Raw genomic sequence first — 19,102 nt, 5'->3', positions numbered from 1 at the left:
ATGACAGGTACCTCGCTTTTTCATTTCTACTAATTGTTTGCTAGATCTCTTTCCACTCACCAGGCTGCAGCTGCCCCACATTCATGTTGCCCATTGAATAGCGGATAAGACGCAGGGTAGGGAAGCCGATATTGGCTGTCATTCGTCTTACCTGACGGTTACGCCCTTCAATGATTGTAATAGCCAACCATGTTGTCGGTATCGCGGCTCTGAAGCGGACTGGAGGATTTCTATCCCACACTTCAGGTTCTTGCATCACTTCTACTTTTGCAGGTAATGTCATACCGTCTTTTAGTTCGACACCTTTTCTCAATTTATCTAAATCTTCCTCAGAAGGTGCGCCTTCAACCTGTACCCAGTATGTCTTTGGGGATTTTGAGTTTGGTTGAGTTAGCTTAGCTTGAAATATCCCATCATTGGTTAAGACCATTAACCCTTCGCTGTCGCGGTCGAGGCGACCAGCAGCATAAACGTCTTTCACTGGAATAAAGTCCGCTAGCGTTTTTCTCCCTTCGCCATCAGTAAATTGGCTGAGAGTATCGAAAGGCTTGTTGAACAGAATTACTTTGCGATCTTCGAGCGATACCTTAGGTTTTGCATTGGTAGGCTTGCCTTTATATCGGTGCTTACTGGAGTGAGATTTCTTGTGCGAATTGCCAGTGTTATTCTTATCACTGCTTCGGCTTTGTCTATTACCGCTTTGTTTTAATGTTGCACCAGAACGAGCCGGTTTGTCTGAACGAGATGCGCTGCGTGAGCGAGTAGACATGTTAACTACCTTGCAAAAATGTAAACGAAGTGTGCTGAAAAGTTTTCACTGAAACGGAATTGAGCTATCATTTGCGCGCCTAAAAGACACAAAATAGAACAAGTTGATGGACTCTTAAGCCTGATTTGTTTAATTATACCTTCGTGTTTTATTATAACAACGCACTCACGGATTTGGTTCATGCTGTCATCAAGATTGTATGAAAAATAAGATAGAGTACGACTATCGAGTAAGCAGTTTTCACTCTTAGAGTGGCTTACTGGTCAATTTATAACACGCTCACTACTTTAAATGAGCTTGTAAGAACTATAGGGAAATTTCATGCCTACTGAAAAACCAACGATCATCTATACCATTACAGACGAAGCTCCGGCACTAGCAACTTACTCTCTGCTGCCAATCATTCAATCTTTTACAGCTTCTTCTGGTATAAACGTTGATACTCGCGACATTTCACTTGCAGGGCGCATTATTGCCAACTTCCCTGACTACTTGAACGAAGAGCAACGTATTGGTGATGCATTAGCAGAACTAGGTGAATTGGCTAAGACACCAGAAGCGAACATCATCAAGCTTCCAAACATCTCTGCATCAGTACCTCAGCTTCAAGCAACGATCAAAGAGCTACAGTCAAAAGGTTACGCACTTCCTAATTACCCAGAAGAAGCAAATACCGACGAAGAGAAAGCTGTTAAAGCGACTTACGACAAAATCAAAGGCAGTGCAGTAAACCCTGTGTTACGTGAAGGTAACTCGGATCGCCGCGCTCCACTTTCAGTTAAAAACTACGCGAAGAAGAACCCACACTCAATGGGTGCTTGGTCTGCAGATTCTAAGTCGCACGTTTCAAGTATGGACGACAAAGACTTCTTCGGTAGCGAAAAGTCAGTAACCATTGAAGGTGCTACAGAAGTTAGCATTGAATTCGTTGGCAAAGATGGCGCGAAGAAAACATTGAAGCCAGCTTTTGCACTGCAAGATAAAGAGATCATTGATGCGTCAGTGATGAACAAGGCCGCTTTGGTTGCGTTCTTCGAAAAAGAAATTGCATCGGCTAAAGAGCAAGGTGTACTGCTTTCTCTTCACATGAAAGCGACGATGATGAAAGTATCTGACCCAGTGATCTTTGGTCACGCGGTTAAGGTTTACTACAAAGACGTATTTGCTAAGCATGGTCAACTGTTTGAAGAGCTAGGCGTTGATGTAAATAACGGCATCGGTGATGTCTACGCGAAGATTGCTGCGCTTCCTCAAGAGCAGAAAGAAGCAATCGAAGCTGACCTGCAAGCAGTATACGAGACGCAGCCACCACTAGCGATGGTTGATTCGGACCGTGGTATTACTAACCTACACGTACCAAGCGATATCATTGTGGATGCATCTATGCCGGCAATGTTGCGTTCTTCTGGTCAAATGTGGGATCCAGAAGGTAAGCAAAAAGATACCAAAGCAATGATCCCAGATCGTAGCTATGCGAGCATCTACCAAGCGGTTATTGATTTCTGTAAAGAGAACGGCGCGTTCGATCCAACAACGATGGGTAGCGTACCAAACGTTGGCTTGATGGCTCAAAAAGCCGAAGAGTACGGTTCTCACGATAAGACTTTCATCCTTGAAGTTGCTGGTCAGGTTCAAGTTGTTGACGCTTCAGGCGCTGTGCTTCTAGAGCAAGACGTAGAGGAAGGCGATATCTTCCGTATGTGTCAGGTTAAAGATGCACCAATCCAAGACTGGGTTAAGCTTGCGGTAACGCGTGCTCGTGCATCGGGTGTTCCAGCGGTATTTTGGCTAGATGCGTCACGTGCGCATGATGCTCAGCTTATTAAGAAAGTTGAAGCGTACCTTCCTGAATACGATACCGATGGTCTTGAAATTAAGATCCTTGGTCCACTTGAAGCGACTCAATACTCACTGGCTCGTATCAAAGAAGGCCTAGATACTATTTCGGTTACAGGTAACGTACTGCGTGATTACCTAACGGACTTGTTCCCGATTCTAGAGCTTGGTACATCAGCTAAGATGCTATCGATTGTTCCACTAATGAACGGTGGTGGTCTGTTTGAAACAGGTGCTGGCGGTTCTGCTCCTAAGCACGTTCAACAAGTAGAGAAAGAAAACCATCTGCGTTGGGATTCCCTAGGCGAATTCTTGGCATTGGCTGCATCTCTAGAGCACCTGAGCGTAGTAACAGGTAACGCTAAAGCACAAGTTTTAGCTGACGCGCTTGATAAAGCGACGGGCGAGTTCCTTGATAACAACAAGTCTCCTTCACGTCGAGTAGGTGAGCTTGATAACCGTGGTAGCCACTACTACCTAGCGGCATACTGGGCTAAGGCGCTTGCTGAGCAAACGGCTGACGCTGATCTTGCTGCTGAGTTTGCAGGTGTGGCAAGTCAACTTGCTGAAAGTGAAGAAGCGATCGTTGCAGAGCTGAACAACGCTCAAGGTGTGGCTGGTGACTTAGGTGGTTACTACCTACTTGACGACGCATTGGTTTCAACACTAATGCGCCCAAGCTCAACGCTAAACGCATTTATTGATGCATCGTGATTGGACTCATCGTTAGTCAGTCATGAAGGTGATTTGCTAACGAGTTGCTTAGTCTGACAGCTACGTCATAGATAAAGTCAAAACGAAAGACGCTTTAACGATAACGTTAAAGCGTCTTTTTTCTAGCTCAATACGAATACATCCGCGAACTAGTGGTCTAGTGAGCAACTTTATAGCCCCTAAAACGAAAAAACCGCTCACGTAATCCTGTGTTACAGGTATTAAATGAGCGGTTTCAATATTCTGCTTACCTATCCGCCGTTAATGACGACTGATGGAGGTTAACATGAGTTGGCATTCGCCTATTTTGCGGCGCTGCCTTCTACAGGAACAACGGAGCTAGCATGCGAGCCTTTAGGTCCACTTTCTACTTCATAGTCGACCTGCTGACCAGCCTTTAAGGTTCGATAACCTTCCATTTGTATTGTGGAGTAGTGCGCGAATATATCGCCGTCTTCACCTTCTGGACAAATAAAGCCAAACCCTTTGGCATTGTTAAACCATTTTACTGTACCTGTAGCCATGCTATACATCCCTCATGCATTTTGTTACTAACGTTGTTATATCAATTGTTGTAAGTGCGATTGATATCATTCCTACCAGCTAAAGAATTTCAGCTAATAGCTTGAATCTCGTACATTGCTTACGGAAATTAACGCTACCCTGCGTAATTATTCCTTATTGTTAATTTTTGAAGCGTGTTACTGATCTTAAATCATGTTGCAAAAATGTATTAAAAAACCTTTTAGCTCCAATGTAGCTAATGATTGAGCACAGTCAATAGTAAATTGGTATAAAAGTGATCAATTTTAATAACAAATCACATTCGAGATTAACTGCAAACTATTAACTAAATAGTAACTTAGCAGTGATCTTATCGTTAGTATCAATAGTTATGGCGTCTTTTTAATCAATCACATATGTTAATCCTGTTAATCGAGATCTTTTATTTGCAGCGATGGAAATGGTGGATTAGGCTCAGTATAGAGGAATATTTTTTGGTACTGTTTCTCGGTGCAGTTTCTTAGTACACCGTAAAGCGTGAATGTGGTAAATTTGAGTTAGGTAAACACTCACGACTTCCGAAAAATAACCCTTAGCAAAGCGATATGAGCAGAAACTTTGAATGGGCATCTCCAGGCTCAGATTTACTGGAGAAAGAAGCAACAAAAGTAAAGCCACCGGCGATGTATAACGTTGTGTTAAATAACGATGATTACACGCCCATGGACTTTGTAATCGAGATCCTAGAGCGATTCTTCTCACTAGATATCGAAAAAGCAACGGAAGTGATGCTCAAGGTTCATTATGAAGGTAAAGCTATATGTGGCACATACAGTGCTGAAATAGCGGAAACAAAGGTAGCGCAGGTCACGATGTACTCAAAGGAAAATGAGCATCCGCTACTATGTACAATGGAGCAAGTATAAATTGCTCGAACAACACTGTTGTTCCCTTAGGAGGTACTTATGCTAAATAAAGAATTAGAGACGAGTTTAAATGGCGCATTTGCTCGTGCGCGAGACAAGCGACATGAATTCATGACTGTCGAACACCTCCTACTAGCATTATTAGAAAATGATGCGGCCAAGGAAGCGCTCCAAGCTTGTCAGGCTGATCTCGATGCTCTTCGCAATGAGCTCGATATTTTTATCGATCAAACGACCCCACTTATCCCTGAAAGCGACGAAACTCGCGAAACTCAGCCTACGTTGAGCTTTCAACGAGTACTTCAACGCGCTGTTTTTCATGTTCAATCTTCAGGTCGCAGCGAAGTAACAGGTGCTAACGTACTTGTGGCTATTTTTAGTGAGCAAGAATCTCACGCGGCATATCTTCTTAAGAAAAATGACATTAGTCGCTTAGATATTGTTAACTTCATCTCACACGGTATTACTAAAGCCAGCAACGAAGGCGACAGTCCTTCATCATCTGATTCATTTGGTGGTGCAGAAAATGCTGAAGAAGCTAACTCCGAAGACCGTTTAGAAAATTTTGCTACTAACCTTAACGAAGTAGCGAAGCAGGGCAATATTGACCCACTAATCGGTCGTGACAAAGAGCTAGAACGCACTATCCAAGTTCTATGTCGTCGTCGTAAGAACAACCCGCTGTTAGTGGGTGAAGCGGGTGTTGGTAAAACTGCCATCGCGGAAGGTCTTGCATGGCGCATCGTTGAAGGGCAAGTGCCTGAAATCATTCAGAGCAGCGTAATTTATTCTCTAGATATCGGTTCACTATTAGCCGGAACCAAATATCGTGGTGACTTTGAGAAACGTTTTAAAGCGATTCTTAAGCAACTGGAGAAAGAAGAAGACGCGATTCTGTTCATCGATGAGATCCACACCATTATTGGTGCGGGTGCTGCATCGGGTGGTCAGGTTGATGCGGCAAACTTAATTAAACCACTACTAAGCAGTGGTAAATTACGTTGCATCGGTTCAACAACGTACCAAGAGTACAGCAGTATTTTTGAGAAGGAGCGTGCTTTAGCTCGTCGCTTCCAGAAAATTGATATTATAGAACCATCGCTAGACGATACGACCAAGATTCTGATTGGCTTGAAGCCAAAATACGAAGCTCACCACGAAGTGCGCTACACCAACAAAGCGTTGCGTGCCGCTGTGGAACTGTCTGCTAAATACATTAATGAACGTCACCTTCCAGATAAGGCCATTGACGTAATCGATGAAGCGGGCGCTCGTAGCCGTTTGGCGCCTGCAAGCCGTCGTAAGAAAACGGTAAGCGTGGCTGATATTGAATCAATGGTTGCGAAAATGGCGCGTATTCCTGAGAAGTCAGTATCGTCTTCAGACAAAGATACGCTGCAGAAACTGGATGACCGCATGAAAATGTTGGTATTTGGACAAGACCCTGCAATCGATGTATTGAGTGAAGCGATTAAGCTAACCCGTGCTGGATTGGGTGCAGACAATAAACCTGTTGGTTCATTCTTGTTTGCTGGTCCTACTGGTGTCGGTAAAACAGAGGTGACGGTTCAACTGTCTAAGTTGATGGGTATTGAGCTCCTGCGCTTTGATATGTCTGAGTACGGCGAGCGTCACTCTGTGAGCCGCTTGATCGGTGCTCCTCCTGGTTATGTTGGTTACGACCAAGGTGGTCTGCTAACGGATGCCGTAATTAAGAACCCGCACTCTGTTGTGTTACTGGATGAAATCGAGAAAGCTCACCCAGATATCTTTAACTTATTACTGCAAGTAATGGATAACGGTACGTTAACTGACAACAATGGTCGCAAAGCGGATTTCCGTAATGTGATTCTAGTGATGACGACCAACGCAGGTGTGGCTGAAACCGAGAAGAAATCGATCGGCCTGATCCAACAAGATCATGCGCCAGATGCGATGGGTGAAATCAAGAAGGTATTTACTCCTGAGTTCCGTAACCGTCTCGATAATATCATTTGGTTCAACAGCCTTGATCCAAGTGTGATTAGTCAAGTAGTTGATAAGTTCATTGTTGAGCTTCAGGTTCAACTGGACGCTCGTGGCGTGTCTTTAGAGGTTTCTGAGGATGCTCGTCACTGGTTAGCTGATAAAGGCTATGACAAGACCATGGGTGCTCGTCCAATGGGACGTGTGATTCAAGAGAAGCTTAAGAAACCACTCGCTAACGAGTTACTGTTCGGTAGCTTGGTTGATGGCGGTACGGTTAAAGTATCCCTGAAAAAAGACGAATTGGATTTCATCTATGTTGGTGCTAAAGAAGAGGTTATGCACTAACGAAGTGATTGATAAATCAAGGGCTTAAATATAAAACGCATGACTTCGGTTGTGCGTTTTTTTATGTTTGAGAGATGAGAGATGAGAGATGAGAGATGAGAGATGAGAGATGAGAGATGAGAGATGAGAGATGAGAGATGAGAGATGCGAGATGCGAGGTTGATGTGCTTGTGTAGTAAAAAGTTCAGGCAATAAAAAACGGAGCCTTAAGCTCCGCTTCTTATTGTATTCGCTAATTAAAAATTAACGAGCACGGAAGACGATGCGGCCTTTAGAAAGGTCGTATGGAGTCATCTCAACAGTTACTTTATCACCAGTAAGAATACGGATGTAGTTCTTACGCATTTTACCAGAGATGTGTGCTGTCACTACGTGACCGTTTTCAAGCTCAACACGGAACATTGTGTTTGGTAGAGTATCAAGGACAGTGCCTTGCATCTCGATTACGTCTTCTTTAGCCATCTAATCCTCTTTCGAAATTTGGCGGTTTTCAACGGCTTGATTGTGCCGTTAAAATCAAAATATGTAAAGTTGTCGCGTATTCTACCCTTGCCACCGCTGATTTACTAGCCTTTGATGACGTTGAAATCGTACTTTATAGTTCATCGCAGGGCATTCATCGATTTGATAACCCAAATATAACCATTGTTTTTGTTCTTTCTGGGCATGTTGGATCTGAAATAGAACGCCAAGTGTTCCCATCGAAATATCTATATCAGGATCGAAGAAGGTATAAAACGCGCTCGTACAGTGAGCCATGATGTCGGTTACGGCGATACCAACCAACTTGTTCTCATCATAGATGTGCATGAACTTTGTAGTAAGCCACTCATTTTTAGAGAATTGTAGAAATTCTTCTTTTTTGGGTGGGTACATGGTTCCCGAACGGTGACGAGCGGTGATATAGCGACTGTATAAGTCAAACCAGTTGTCATCCATCTCATCTTTCAGCTGCCAACGTAGTGATTTTCCTTTGTTAAGGATCCGTCGTTGGCTTTTGGAAAGCTTTACCTCAGGAATTGAAAGACGAATTGCTTGGCATGCTGAGCAATTATCACAATGTGGCTTATAAATGGTTGAACCACTGCGGCGAAAACCGTTCGCAAGCAGAACTTCATAGTTATCTGAGGTGTGCATGTGTTCATCAAGCGTGACCGCTACTCTTTCTTCGAGGTGAGGTAAGTAGCTGCAAGCGTGATTGTCTGTTAATCCAATTCTGATTTGTTGTAAATCTGGATTCATTAAGGCACTTCCTTTAGCCATTGGGTTTGAAAGCATGCATCGTCAACGGAAAATTCTTTGAGTAATTGCAGAGAGCCTAGGAATTCATCCCTATCAACCTCGATAGCGCCTAAGGATTCCAAGTGAGGGTTCATGACTTGGCAATCAATCAGTTGTCCGCCGAATTGTGTAAAGTGTTCACAAAAATACCACAGCGCGATTTTAGAGGCATTGGTCTTCAGGCTGAACATCGATTCACCGCAAAAGACTTGGCCTCTTTGTAAGCCGTAAAGTCCGCCGATCAGTTCATCATCTTGCCAAACCTCAACCGAGTGGCAGAAACCTAATGAAGCGAGTTTGCGGTAGGCTGACTGCATGTCGCTGTTTAGCCAGGTTTCTTCTTCGGGTCTTAGTGAAGAGCAATAACCAATTACTCTGTCCGTCGATTGGTTGATGCTGACTCGGTAATTGTGCTTTCTTTGAAACTTTTTAAGACTTTTTGACGGTTCGAATGTCTTAGGATTAAATACCGCTCGCGGTGCAGGGCTCCACCAAAGTATAGGCTCACCTGGGCCATACCATGGAAATATACCTTGGCTATAAGCGTTTAAAATTCGCGTTGGTGATAAATCACCACCGAAGGCGAGCAGACCGTTGGGTTCATCAAGCGCGTCGAAAGGCGAAGGAAACTCTATACTGGTAGTATCAAGTTCGGTTAGGTATATAGTCATAAGTACCGCATTACAGATTAATCACTGACCAAGAGGTCTTTAGGAGTTTTACCATGAAGAAGTTGCTTTGGATTTTACTTGTTTTGCCCATGTTGGCAAATGCAGCTTACAACAGAAACCAAGCTCGACCAGTAAACGAGGTGGTTTATGGTGAGATTGATACGGTCAGATACATCACGCAGCAAGAGATCGTTGAGTCGAAAGCGAATGGTTGGGAAACCTTGTTAGGTGCGGCGATTGGTGGCTTGATTGGTAATCAGTTTGGCGGCGGCACCGGTAAAGAAGTGGCGACAGCTGTCGGCGCAGTAGCGGGCGCGGGTATTGCTCGTAACCGAGGTAACACACAATATAAAGTAGAGTACAAACTGGTCGAGTTATTGGTCAAAACCAAAGACGACAAGCTGGTCAACATCATCCAAGATGTCGATAACTCGATGTTGTTCAACCGAGGCGATGATGTACGAATTCTCTATTTTTCAGATGGTGTTCGAGTTGATCTCGCGTACTAGTATGTAGATACGATTGATTGGCTAATTAATCATCGGTTTGAGCGGGATTAGCTCTGGAGTTCGTTGGAAAAGTTCGTTAGTCTGCAAGTACGAAGAATTATTCATCACCCGAAAATAAATACGCGCCAGTGACTTCGGGTGGTACAAGGACTATAAGATTTAATGGAAAGCCTTACGTTACAACCAATTCAAAAAGTGAACGGGGAAGTTAACCTACCTGGTTCAAAAAGCGTTTCCAACCGTGCACTTCTTTTGGCTGCACTTTCTACGGGAACCACTCGCCTAACAAACTTACTAGACAGTGATGATATTCGTCATATGTTGAATGCATTGACGCAGCTAGGTGTTGATTACCAGTTGTCTGCAGACAAAACCGTTTGTGAAGTGACAGGTGTTGGTGGTGCATTCTCAAGTGATAAAGCTCTAGAGCTTTTCTTAGGTAACGCGGGTACGGCGATGCGTCCGTTGGCGGCTGCACTATGTTTAGGTCGCGGTGAATACGTTCTTACTGGTGAGCCGCGCATGAAAGAGCGCCCAATTGGCCACTTAGTAACGGCCCTGCGAGAAGCCGGTGCCGACGTTGAATACTTAGAGAACGAAAACTACCCACCATTGAAGATCACAGGTACAGGTTTGAAGAGCGGTACGGTTTCTATCGACGGTTCAATCTCTAGTCAATTCTTGACGGCATTTTTGATGGCTGCGCCCTTAGCTGAAGGTGAAGTGACCATTAAAATTGACGGTGAATTGGTTTCTAAACCTTACATCGATATTACGCTGCACATCATGAAGCAATTTGGTGTGTACGTGATCAACAACGATTACCAAGAGTTTGTGATTCCTACGGGGCAATCTTACTCGGCACCGGGTGATTTCTTGGTTGAAGGTGATGCATCATCTGCGTCATATTTCCTTGCAGCCGCTGCTATCAAAGGTGGTGAGATTAAGGTCACTGGTATTGGTAAAAACAGTATCCAAGGTGATATCCAATTCGCTGATGCGCTTGAGAAAATGGGTGCGGAAATCGAATGGGGTGACGACTACGTTATCTCTCGTTGTGGCGAGCTGAAAGGCATTGATATGGACTATAACCATATCCCAGATGCTGCGATGACTATCGCGACAACCGCATTGTTTGCGAAAGGCACAACGGCAATCCGTAATGTCTACAACTGGCGTGTGAAAGAGACAGACCGCTTGGCTGCAATGGCAACAGAGCTACGTAAAGTCGGCGCTGAAGTGGAAGAGGGTGAAGATTACATCATTGTTAACCCTGTGGCTGAACTGACTCACGCGGCGATTGATACTTACGATGATCACCGTATGGCGATGTGTTTCTCGCTGGTTGCTTTGAGCGATACGCCTGTGACGATTAATGATCCAGGTTGTACGTCAAAGACATTCCCTGATTATTTCGACAAACTGAAAATGCTAAGCCTATAAAAATGCTTAGTATGTAAAGGTTTAGGAACAAAAAAGCTTGCCTAAGTGGCAAGCTTTTTAATTATTGCTGAATTGTAAATTCTTTCGAAAGGTGGTGCGCTAAGTATTTAAACATGTTAAATACCGCGGTTGTATTCTCGGTCGGCATTCCATTGCTGTCTAAGAAGTATTCACCTTTGAAGACGAGTACATCGTCTTTTTCTACTACGCTGTTTGCGCGCATGCCTTCAATGTAGTCATCATGTGATTGGATAATTTGGTTTGCGATAAGCAGTAAATCAAATTCTGCTATTACTTTCTTTGTCATGAGTTTATCTCTGATAACTGAATATAACGTTGAGTTTATGGTGTCGAACTAGAAATTCAATGATTTCACAACCAATTAAGAGAGTCTTTTCAAACATCCACAATTTATTTTGTGATTTACGGCAAAAATAATTGAATGGGGCTCGCGTTAGATTCGCGGACAAGCTTAGTATGAGCCCGTTTAGACGTAATGCCTGATGAATAGGCTCTTGCAAGTATTCTTAGTGAGTACTTTATAGCTTCTTTATATTGTGACCCTTTTATCTATGAGTCGTCGAATTGTCGAGCGATCAGATCCAATTTTGAAAAAAGCGGTTGATCTTCTAGTAATCTCGCACAATAGTAAAAAAAGAAGCAATGAATTTAGAATATCATGCGTAAAAGCCCACAAGCTAAATTGTTGGTGCTGAAGCATCGTGATTAAGGACGTTAGAGTCAATATGGGTAAATCGCTCGTTATAGTGGAGTCGCCAGCCAAGGCTAAAACTATCAATAAATATCTTGGCAAAGACTTTGTCGTTAAGTCGAGTGTAGGTCACGTACGTGATTTACCAACGGCGGGTCAAAGTACTGGTCAAAAGGCTGCTGCAGTTTCAACCAAGGGTATGAGCCCAGAAGACAAAGCTCGTATCAAGAAAGAAAAAGATCGCAAAGCTCTTATCAAAAAGATGGGTATCAACCCGTATAAAGAGTGGGAAGCGAACTACCAAATCCTACCTGGTAAAGAGAAAGTCGTCGCTGAATTGCAAAAACTGGCTGAGAACGCAGACCATGTTTATCTCGCAACCGATTTGGACCGCGAAGGAGAAGCTATCGCATGGCACCTTCGTGAGATCATCGGCGGCGATGAAACGCGATACAAGCGAGTGGTTTTTAACGAAATCACCAAGAATGCTATTCAACAAGCTTTCGAAACTCCAGGTGAGCTAAATATTGATGGCGTAAACGCTCAACAAGCACGACGTTTTATGGACCGTGTTGTTGGCTTTATGGTGTCACCTCTGCTTTGGAAAAAAGTAGCACGAGGCCTGTCCGCTGGCCGCGTTCAATCAGTAGCGGTAAAACTACTGGTAGAGCGTGAGCGCGAGATCAACGCCTTTATCCCTGAAGAGTTCTGGGATGTGCATGCTGATACTAAAACAGCAGAGAAAACCGACTTTAGATTGCAAGTAGCACAGAAAGACGGTGTTGCGTTTAAACCTGAAAATGAAGCGCAAACACAAGCTGCTGTTAGCGTTTTAGAAAAAGCGCAATACGAAGTATGTAAACGTGAAGACCGCCCAACAAAGAGTAAACCGTCTGCACCTTACATCACGTCGACGCTGCAACAAGCGGCGAGTACCCGTCTTGGTTATGGCGTAAAGAAAACCATGATGCTGGCTCAACGCCTGTATGAAGCGGGTTACATCACTTATATGCGTACTGACTCAACCAACTTGAGCTCAGAAGCTGTAGAAGCCGCTCGTGAATACATTGGTTCTGAGTACGGCGCGCAATACCTTCCACCTAAAGCACTTGTATACGGCAGCAAAGAGGGCGCTCAAGAGGCCCACGAAGCGATTCGTCCTTCAAGTGTAGATGTTAAGTCGGAAGACCTAAACGGCGTAGACGCAGACGCACACAAGCTTTACTCGCTAATTTGGAATCAATTCGTAGCGTGTCAAATGACGCCAGCTCAATACGATTCAACGACAGTAAGCGTTAAAGCAGACGAGTACACGTTAAAAGCGAAAGGTCGTATCCTTAAATTTGATGGTTGGACTCGTGTTCAGCGTCCAATGGGTAAGAACGAAGATACGATCCTTCCAGCAGTACAGATCGGCGATAAGCTTGATCTGATCGCGTTAGACCCTAAGCAGCACTTCACTAAACCACCGGCTCGTTTCACTGAAGCAGCGCTAGTTAAAGAGCTTGAGAAGCGTGGTATTGGTCGTCCTTCAACATACGCATCAATCATCTCGACGATTCAAGATCGTGGTTATGTAAAAGTTGATCAGCGTCGTTTCTATGCTGAGAAGATGGGTGAAATTGTTACTGACCGTTTAGACGGCAGCTTCAATGACTTAATGAACTACGACTTCACTGCTCGTATGGAGCAGAAGTTGGACCAAATCGCAGAAGGCGAAGCAAGCTGGAAAGGCGTGCTAGATAACTTCTTCGAAGACTTTACTGGCGATTTGGAAAAAGCAGATTTAGACGAAGACGCTGGTGGCATGAAGCCAAATCATATCGTGGAAACCGATATTGAGTGTCCGACTTGTAGCCGTAAAATGGGTATTCGTACTGCTTCGACAGGTGTATTCCTTGGTTGTTCTGGTTATGCACTTCCACCAAAAGAGCGTTGTAAGACAACAATCAACCTTGGTGATGAAGAAGGCATTATCAACGTGCTTGAAGAAGACGTTGAAACAGCAGCACTTCGAGCTAAAAAGCGTTGTCCTATTTGTGAAACGGCAATGGATGCTTATCTAATCGATGATAAGCGTAAGATGCACGTATGTGGTAACAACCCGAACTGTGAAGGTTATGTGGTTGAGCACGGCGAATTTAAAGTGAAAGGCTACGATGGTCCACTTGTTGAGTGTGACAAGTGTGGTTCTGACATGGTTCTGAAGAACGGTCGTTTTGGTAAATACATGGACTGTACGAGTGAAGACTGTAAGAACACTCGTAAGATTCTGAAAAATGGCGAAGTTGCGCCACCGAAAGAAGACCCGGTACATTTCCCTGAACTTCCGTGTGAAAATTCAGACGCGTACTTTGTTCTTCGTGATGGTGCTTCTGGTCTATTTATGGCTGCGAGCAACTTCCCTAAATCGCGTGAAACACGTGCGCCATTAGTGGAAGAGCTGGTTCGTTTTAAAGACCGTATCTCACCTAAGTTCCAATACCTAGCATCAGCGCCAGTTGCTGACCCTGATGGTAAGCCGGCAGTGGTTCGTTTTAGTCGTAAGACCAAAGAAAACTACGTGCGTACTGAAGTCGATGGAAAACCGTCCGGTTGGACTGCGTTGTACACCGACGGTAAGTGGGAAGTTACGGATAAGCGTAAAAAGCCTAAAGAGAAGTAACTGAACGTTATTGATGAAAAAGCAGCCTAATGGCTGCTTTTTTTTGGTCTCTATATGACTAAATATGCAACTTGTTGATTTTGTGTTTCGTCTGCGAGAATTTATTAAATTCACATCGTAAAATAAATGACGACAATTAATCAGGTCTTCTTATGCAACTTTAACGAGAATGTAACTTAATTAAAATATTGTAACTCACAGATCAGCGTTTAGTTGTATACCTGATGTGTGTCGGGTGTTAATGTAATGTTTCGTCTGGACGGTGTAGTGTGAGCTGCTTTAAGTCTTAGGAAAGCAATCAGCTTACGTACCACAGAATGGCGTATTAAAAATTGAATTCGGCCGAAAAGTCGATAACGTATATAAAACCAAGTGCAAAGAATAGTGCACACATAACAACGTTTGGCTTAGGATATTGTCACTATATGTGAATGGATATTCGCTAAATACCGAAATAAGTGTTGGTGCTCATCCCCCAGAGGAAGATACCTCTACGAGTACTAACATCGACAAGCTATAGATATATGGAGAATAAAATGGCTGGTGTATTGGGAATGATTCTTGCTGGTGGTGAAGGCTCTCGCTTAAGACCTTTAACTGAATCTCGCAGCAAACCCTCGGTTCCTTTCGGTGGTAGTTACCGCTTAATTGATTTCGCTTTGAACAACTTCGTTAATGCTGATCTAATGAAGATCTACGTATTAACACAATTTAAGTCACAGTCACTGTTCCACCATATGAAAAAAGGCTGGAATATCAGTGGCATAACAGACCGTTTTATCGACCCAATTCCTGCGCAAATGCGTAAAGGAAAGCGTTGGTATGAAGGCACAGCAGATGCTATCTACCAAAACATGGGCTTTATGGAGTTGGAAGAACCTGATCAAGTATGTATTTTTGGTTCAGACCATATCTATAAGATGGACATCAAACAGATGCTTGATTTCCATAAAGAGAAGAAAGCGGCTCTAACAGTATCAGCATTGCGCATGCCGCTTGCTGAAGCATCAGAATTCGGTGTTATTGAGGTTGATGCTGACGGCCGTATGATTGGCTTTGAAGAGAAACCTGCAAATCCGAAGTCGATCCCGGGCGATCCAGAATCAGCGCTCGTTTCAATGGGCAACTACGTGTTCGAAGCGAAAGAGCTTTTTGCTGAACTAACGGAAGATGCTGATAGAGAAGGTTCGACACACGATTTCGGCAAAGACATTATTCCAAACATGTTCCCACGTGGTGATGTGTTTGTTTATGATTTCAGCACCAACCGTATTACTGGTGAGAAAGAAGAAGTTTACTGGCGCGATGTAGGTACGATTGACGCGTACTGGCAAGCGCACATGGACCTTCTTAAGAAAGATGCGCCATTCTCGCTATACAACCGTAAATGGCCTCTACACACTTATTACCCGCCACTACCACCAGCTACGTTTACTGATTCGGCAAATGGTCGAATTCAGATCATTGATAGCCTTGTGTGTAGCGGTAGTTATGTACGTGGTTCGCGTATTGAAAAGAGTGTACTGGGCTTCCGCAGCAATATCGCATCAGCGTGTGATATCAGCGAAAGTATCTTACTCGGTGATGTAAAAGTGGGTGAGGGTTGTATCTTGCGCCGCGTTATCATTGATAAAGATGCAGACATCGCTCCGGGTACACAGATTGGTGTAAATCTGACAGAAGACAAAAAGCATTACCACGTATCTGACGATGGTGTCGTAGTGATTTCTAAAGGAGCACGAGTTGGTTACTAAGACTCTCTCGGTACTTTTTGTAGCGTCTGAAGTTGAAGGCTTGATCAAAAGTGGTGGCTTGGCTGATGTAGCCAAGGCACTGCCGAAAGCGTTGCAAACACTCGAACAGGACGTTCGAGTGACTATCCCCGCATATAGAAACATTCCAAACATTGATTCAGCAGAAGTTATTTTATCGACTGAACTCGATCATTGGCCTCATACAGCTTATCAAGTTAAAAAACTGAGCGTAGAAGGCGTTCCAGTTTTTGGTATTGAATGTGCCAAGTATTTCGACCGCCCGGAAATGTACGCAGAAAACAATCAAGCTTATGCTGATAACGGAGAGCGCTTCTCGTTCTTTAGTGTAGCCTGTCTTGATATGCTTCCTAAGCTTGGTTTTCAACCGGATATCATTCATGCAAATGACTGGCATACTGGTTTCGTACCTTTCTTGCTTAAATCGCGTTATCAACAACACGATTTCTTTGAAAATACGCGCAGTGTTATCTCGATTCACAATGCGGTTTTCAAAGGTGTGTTCGCATACGATGAACTGCAATTCCTGCCAGAGATGCACAGTTACCATGTACCTGAAGCTTCAGTGAGTGACACTCATGTCACTATGCTAAGAGCTGGCGTGATGTGCGCGGATAAAGTGAACGCAGTAAGTCCTACCTATGCAGAAGAGTTGAAAACGGAATTAGGTAGCCACGGTATGGCTGCAGAATTCCAACACAGATCAGCTGATCTGTTCGGCATTTTGAATGGGTGTGATTACGGGGCTTGGAATCCGGAAACTGATGCTTTCCTACCTCGTAAATACAAAGCGACCAAACACAGCATGGCTCGCGGAAAATCAGCTTGTAAGCAAAAACTGCAACAAGATGTAGGTTTACCCGTTGCCGATTGCGCGGTTTATGGCATGGTTTGTCGCTTGACGAATCAAAAAGGTGTTCATTACTTACTGCCTATCATTGAACAGTTTTTGAAAAATGATCTTCAGGTCGTGATTGTCGGTACTGGCGATCCGGTTTTGGCGAGTCAATTGAAAGAGCTATCAGCGCTTCACTCAGATAAGTTCTCGTTCGTGGAAGCGTACAATAATGAACTTGCGCACTTGGTTGAAGCAGGCTCTGATTTCTTCTTGATGCCTTCGGAATTTGAACCGTGTGGCTTAAACCAAATCTACAGCATGGCTTACGGTACTATGCCGATTGTTCGTTCTGTGGGAGGTTTAAAAGACAGCGTGAATGATTACGATCAGGATCCTGAAGTCGCGACTGGGTTTGCTTTTGAAGAGCCAACACCGCAAGCGTTATTGGCTGTGTTACATCGTTCATTACTGCTTTACGCACAAAACCCATCTGAAATTAAGCGTGTTCAGCTTTATGCGATGCAGCAAGATTTTAGTTGGGAAGATGCGGCTAAAGAATACCTAGCTATGTACCATTCAGCACTTTAACTTGTTGACTTAGCATTAAAATTAGCTGGCGAGCGACAACCGCTCGTAATAAATGAAGGCGCTCTAATTGTAGAGTGCCTTTTTGTTTCCTGGTCAGAGCACCTCACGTTTACGAAGACAAAGCTTGCAAACTCATTTTAGTCAGGTAGAAAAGGTGAGGTAGGTATTCACATGACTAATGATAGGTTTGACACTATTATCACTTAAAGTTCTTAATAGCGTGATATCCTTAGTCATCGCCTCGTGATGAGGCATAGCTCCATTCCAATAATTAAAGCGATAGGTATGTCTGAGAGTTTACTATTTCATAAAACATTTACTCACCCTACGAGCGATGAGTGGGTTGTATTTGTGCATGGCGCAGGAGGCAGTTCCTCCATCTGGTTCAAGCAGATCAAAGCGTATAAACAGCATTTCAACTTACTTCTCATTGATCTGAGAGGGCACGGTAAATCAGACAATATACTTAAAGGGCTGATTTCGAATCGCTATACGTTCAAATCGGTGACGCTTGATATTCTTAAGGTGTTAGACCATCTTAAGATCCGTTCTGCACATTTCGTTGGCATGTCTTTGGGCACGATTATTGTGCGTAACGTTGCCGAGTTAGCGGCTGGCCGTGTACGTTCAATGGTACTGGGTGGCGCTGTCACCAAGCTAAACACTCGCTCTCAAGTGTTAATCAAGTTGGGTAACCTCAGCAAGCACATCATTCCTTACATGTGGTTATACAGCCTTTTTGCTTATGTTGTGATGCCACAAAAGAGTCAGAAAGAATCGCGTCACCTGTTTATCCGCGAAGCTAAAAAGCTGTGCCAGAAAGAGTTTAAGCGCTGGTTTATCTTAACGGCTGATGTAAACCCCTTGATGAAATATTTTAAAGATAGAGAGCTACCAATACCGACTCTTTATTTGATGGGTGAACGTGACTACATGTTTATTAAGCCTGTAAAAGAAATGGTCGCAGCGCATGAGTCGAGCGAGCTAGTAGAAATCCCGAATTGTGGACACGTATGTAACGTGGAAAACCCTGAAGAGTTTAATCAGCGTTCGATTGCGTTTATTCAAAAACAAATTCAGTGATTTTCTAGGCGTGAAATCAAAGATGATGATTTAATCGAATTGAAATAAAAACGGGAAGCTAACTTTAGCTTCCCGTTTTTATTTGGAGGAGGTATCTGACCGAATCGTTCTATCAGATCACTGAAACCTTGCTATTCAGGTGAGGCAGAACCGCACTGCCAGCAAGAGCCGAATTGAGCTTCGTTGACTTCATGACACTCACCACAACGCCACTCTTCATAGATGATCGAATCTTGCTGTTTTTGGTAGTCATTTACTAGCATGCGAGCTTTACTGGCCAATTCTGGCTCATATAACCATACGTAAGGGTCAGTTTCTTCAGTGAATGGGATTTCCCCCTTCAATCCGAACAACCCCTCACCACGGACTTCACAGGCAATATTCTCGCTTTCTAATAATCCACAGATGATATGAGCTTCTGTCGGATTCGATGCACTGAAGATTTTCATTGAAATAGAACCTTATTCGGCTATCTGTG

General features: G+C 43.8%; 16 protein-coding genes. 9 read left to right on the top strand and 7 right to left on the bottom strand.

Annotated features, from left to right (window positions below; genetic code table 11):
* Window positions 1–40: 40 nt before the first annotated feature.
* On the bottom strand, window positions 41–769 hold the full coding sequence (locus MSG36_RS17420; RefSeq protein WP_248369024.1) for a pseudouridine synthase: 729 nt from the start codon (window positions 767–769) through the stop codon (window positions 41–43).
* 321 nt (window positions 770–1,090) lie between these two features.
* Between MSG36_RS17420 and MSG36_RS17415 the strand changes: the two genes are divergently transcribed.
* Window positions 1,091–3,319, top strand: coding sequence for an NADP-dependent isocitrate dehydrogenase (locus MSG36_RS17415; protein ID WP_248369022.1), 2,229 nt, complete (start codon window positions 1,091–1,093; stop codon window positions 3,317–3,319).
* A 302-nt stretch (window positions 3,320–3,621) separates the two neighbouring features.
* Here the strand turns inward: MSG36_RS17415 and cspD are convergent, their stop codons facing one another.
* Window positions 3,622–3,843, bottom strand: a complete 222-nt coding sequence (gene cspD, locus MSG36_RS17410) for a cold shock domain-containing protein CspD (RefSeq protein WP_004736548.1) — start codon at window positions 3,841–3,843, stop codon at window positions 3,622–3,624.
* 585 nt (window positions 3,844–4,428) lie between these two features.
* On the opposite strand from cspD, the gene clpS reads away from it, so the two are divergent.
* Window positions 4,429–4,749 carry an ATP-dependent Clp protease adapter ClpS gene (gene clpS / locus MSG36_RS17405; RefSeq protein WP_004737430.1) on the top strand — a complete coding sequence of 107 codons (321 nt, stop codon included), beginning with the start codon at window positions 4,429–4,431 and terminating at the stop codon, window positions 4,747–4,749.
* 39 nt (window positions 4,750–4,788) lie between these two features.
* Window positions 4,789–7,062 carry an ATP-dependent Clp protease ATP-binding subunit ClpA gene (clpA, locus tag MSG36_RS17400; protein WP_048607331.1) on the top strand — a complete coding sequence of 758 codons (2,274 nt, stop codon included), beginning with the start codon at window positions 4,789–4,791 and terminating at the stop codon, window positions 7,060–7,062.
* 243 nt (window positions 7,063–7,305) lie between these two features.
* Here the strand turns inward: clpA and infA are convergent, their stop codons facing one another.
* The 3 genes from infA to aat form a co-directional block, all read right to left on the bottom strand.
* Entirely contained in the window at window positions 7,306–7,524 is a 219-nt protein-coding gene (infA, locus tag MSG36_RS17395) for a translation initiation factor IF-1 (protein WP_001040192.1), read from the bottom strand.
* Between the two features lie 81 nt (window positions 7,525–7,605).
* Entirely contained in the window at window positions 7,606–8,304 is a 699-nt protein-coding gene (locus tag MSG36_RS17390) for an arginyltransferase (protein WP_248369020.1), read from the bottom strand.
* A complete protein-coding gene (aat, locus tag MSG36_RS17385) occupies window positions 8,304–9,014 on the bottom strand; it encodes a leucyl/phenylalanyl-tRNA--protein transferase (protein ID WP_248369018.1) in 711 nt (236 codons plus the stop codon). Before aat ends, MSG36_RS17390 begins: the two co-directional genes overlap by 1 nt.
* Before the next feature lie 53 nt (window positions 9,015–9,067).
* On the opposite strand from aat, the gene MSG36_RS17380 reads away from it, so the two are divergent.
* Together MSG36_RS17380 and aroA are read left to right on the top strand one after the other, a co-directional pair.
* Window positions 9,068–9,523 (top strand): glycine zipper 2TM domain-containing protein, encoded by a 456-nt coding sequence (locus MSG36_RS17380; RefSeq protein WP_050634895.1) that lies wholly within the window; start codon window positions 9,068–9,070, stop codon window positions 9,521–9,523.
* Between the two features lie 162 nt (window positions 9,524–9,685).
* Complete coding sequence (gene aroA / locus MSG36_RS17375) at window positions 9,686–10,966, top strand: 3-phosphoshikimate 1-carboxyvinyltransferase (protein WP_248369016.1); 1,281 nt, start codon at window positions 9,686–9,688, stop codon at window positions 10,964–10,966.
* A 61-nt stretch (window positions 10,967–11,027) separates the two neighbouring features.
* On the opposite strand, the gene MSG36_RS17370 is transcribed toward aroA, so the two are convergent.
* The gene (locus MSG36_RS17370; protein ID WP_017062104.1) at window positions 11,028–11,273 is read right to left on the bottom strand and encodes a YciN family protein; all 246 of its coding nucleotides are present in this window, start codon (window positions 11,271–11,273) and stop codon (window positions 11,028–11,030) included.
* 439 nt (window positions 11,274–11,712) lie between these two features.
* On the opposite strand from MSG36_RS17370, the gene topA reads away from it, so the two are divergent.
* From topA to MSG36_RS17350, 4 genes are all read left to right on the top strand, one after another.
* A complete protein-coding gene (topA, locus tag MSG36_RS17365; RefSeq protein ID WP_248369014.1) occupies window positions 11,713–14,343 on the top strand; it encodes a type I DNA topoisomerase in 2,631 nt (876 codons plus the stop codon).
* Window positions 14,344–14,867: 524 nt separating this feature from the next.
* A complete protein-coding gene (gene glgC, locus MSG36_RS17360) occupies window positions 14,868–16,097 on the top strand; it encodes a glucose-1-phosphate adenylyltransferase (RefSeq protein ID WP_080582251.1) in 1,230 nt (409 codons plus the stop codon).
* On the top strand, window positions 16,087–17,541 hold the full coding sequence (gene glgA / locus MSG36_RS17355; protein WP_248369012.1) for a glycogen synthase GlgA: 1,455 nt from the start codon (window positions 16,087–16,089) through the stop codon (window positions 17,539–17,541). The genes glgC and glgA overlap by 11 nt, the downstream gene beginning before the upstream one ends.
* 285 nt (window positions 17,542–17,826) lie before the next feature.
* On the top strand, window positions 17,827–18,624 hold the full coding sequence (locus tag MSG36_RS17350) for an alpha/beta hydrolase (RefSeq protein WP_017062100.1): 798 nt from the start codon (window positions 17,827–17,829) through the stop codon (window positions 18,622–18,624).
* 131 nt (window positions 18,625–18,755) lie between these two features.
* Here MSG36_RS17350 and MSG36_RS17345 read toward each other — a convergent pair whose 3' ends face one another.
* Entirely contained in the window at window positions 18,756–19,073 is a 318-nt protein-coding gene (locus MSG36_RS17345; RefSeq protein WP_050651525.1) for a DUF2007 domain-containing protein, read from the bottom strand.
* Between the last annotated feature and the right edge of the window lie 29 nt (window positions 19,074–19,102).

Source organism: Vibrio sp. 1CM8B (genome assembly GCF_023161685.1).
GTDB lineage: Bacteria > Pseudomonadota > Gammaproteobacteria > Enterobacterales > Vibrionaceae > Vibrio > Vibrio coralliirubri.
The sequence above is the reverse complement of the archived record's forward strand: the minus strand, read 5'-3'. Positions and strand labels throughout refer to the sequence as shown.

Coding starts and splice junctions, on each gene's coding strand:
- MSG36_RS17420 (WP_248369024.1), bottom strand. CDS start 769: ATGTCTACTCGCTCACGCAGCGCATCTCGTTCAGACAAACCGGCTCGT.
- MSG36_RS17415 (WP_248369022.1), top strand. CDS start 1,091: ATGCCTACTGAAAAACCAACGATCATCTATACCATTACAGACGAAGCT.
- cspD (WP_004736548.1), bottom strand. CDS start 3,843: ATGGCTACAGGTACAGTAAAATGGTTTAACAATGCCAAAGGGTTTGGC.
- clpS (WP_004737430.1), top strand. CDS start 4,429: ATGAGCAGAAACTTTGAATGGGCATCTCCAGGCTCAGATTTACTGGAG.
- clpA (WP_048607331.1), top strand. CDS start 4,789: ATGCTAAATAAAGAATTAGAGACGAGTTTAAATGGCGCATTTGCTCGT.
- infA (WP_001040192.1), bottom strand. CDS start 7,524: ATGGCTAAAGAAGACGTAATCGAGATGCAAGGCACTGTCCTTGATACT.
- MSG36_RS17390 (WP_248369020.1), bottom strand. CDS start 8,304: ATGAATCCAGATTTACAACAAATCAGAATTGGATTAACAGACAATCAC.
- aat (WP_248369018.1), bottom strand. CDS start 9,014: ATGACTATATACCTAACCGAACTTGATACTACCAGTATAGAGTTTCCT.
- MSG36_RS17380 (WP_050634895.1), top strand. CDS start 9,068: ATGAAGAAGTTGCTTTGGATTTTACTTGTTTTGCCCATGTTGGCAAAT.
- aroA (WP_248369016.1), top strand. CDS start 9,686: ATGGAAAGCCTTACGTTACAACCAATTCAAAAAGTGAACGGGGAAGTT.
- MSG36_RS17370 (WP_017062104.1), bottom strand. CDS start 11,273: ATGACAAAGAAAGTAATAGCAGAATTTGATTTACTGCTTATCGCAAAC.
- topA (WP_248369014.1), top strand. CDS start 11,713: ATGGGTAAATCGCTCGTTATAGTGGAGTCGCCAGCCAAGGCTAAAACT.
- glgC (WP_080582251.1), top strand. CDS start 14,868: ATGGAGAATAAAATGGCTGGTGTATTGGGAATGATTCTTGCTGGTGGT.
- MSG36_RS17350 (WP_017062100.1), top strand. CDS start 17,827: ATGTCTGAGAGTTTACTATTTCATAAAACATTTACTCACCCTACGAGC.
- MSG36_RS17345 (WP_050651525.1), bottom strand. CDS start 19,073: ATGAAAATCTTCAGTGCATCGAATCCGACAGAAGCTCATATCATCTGT.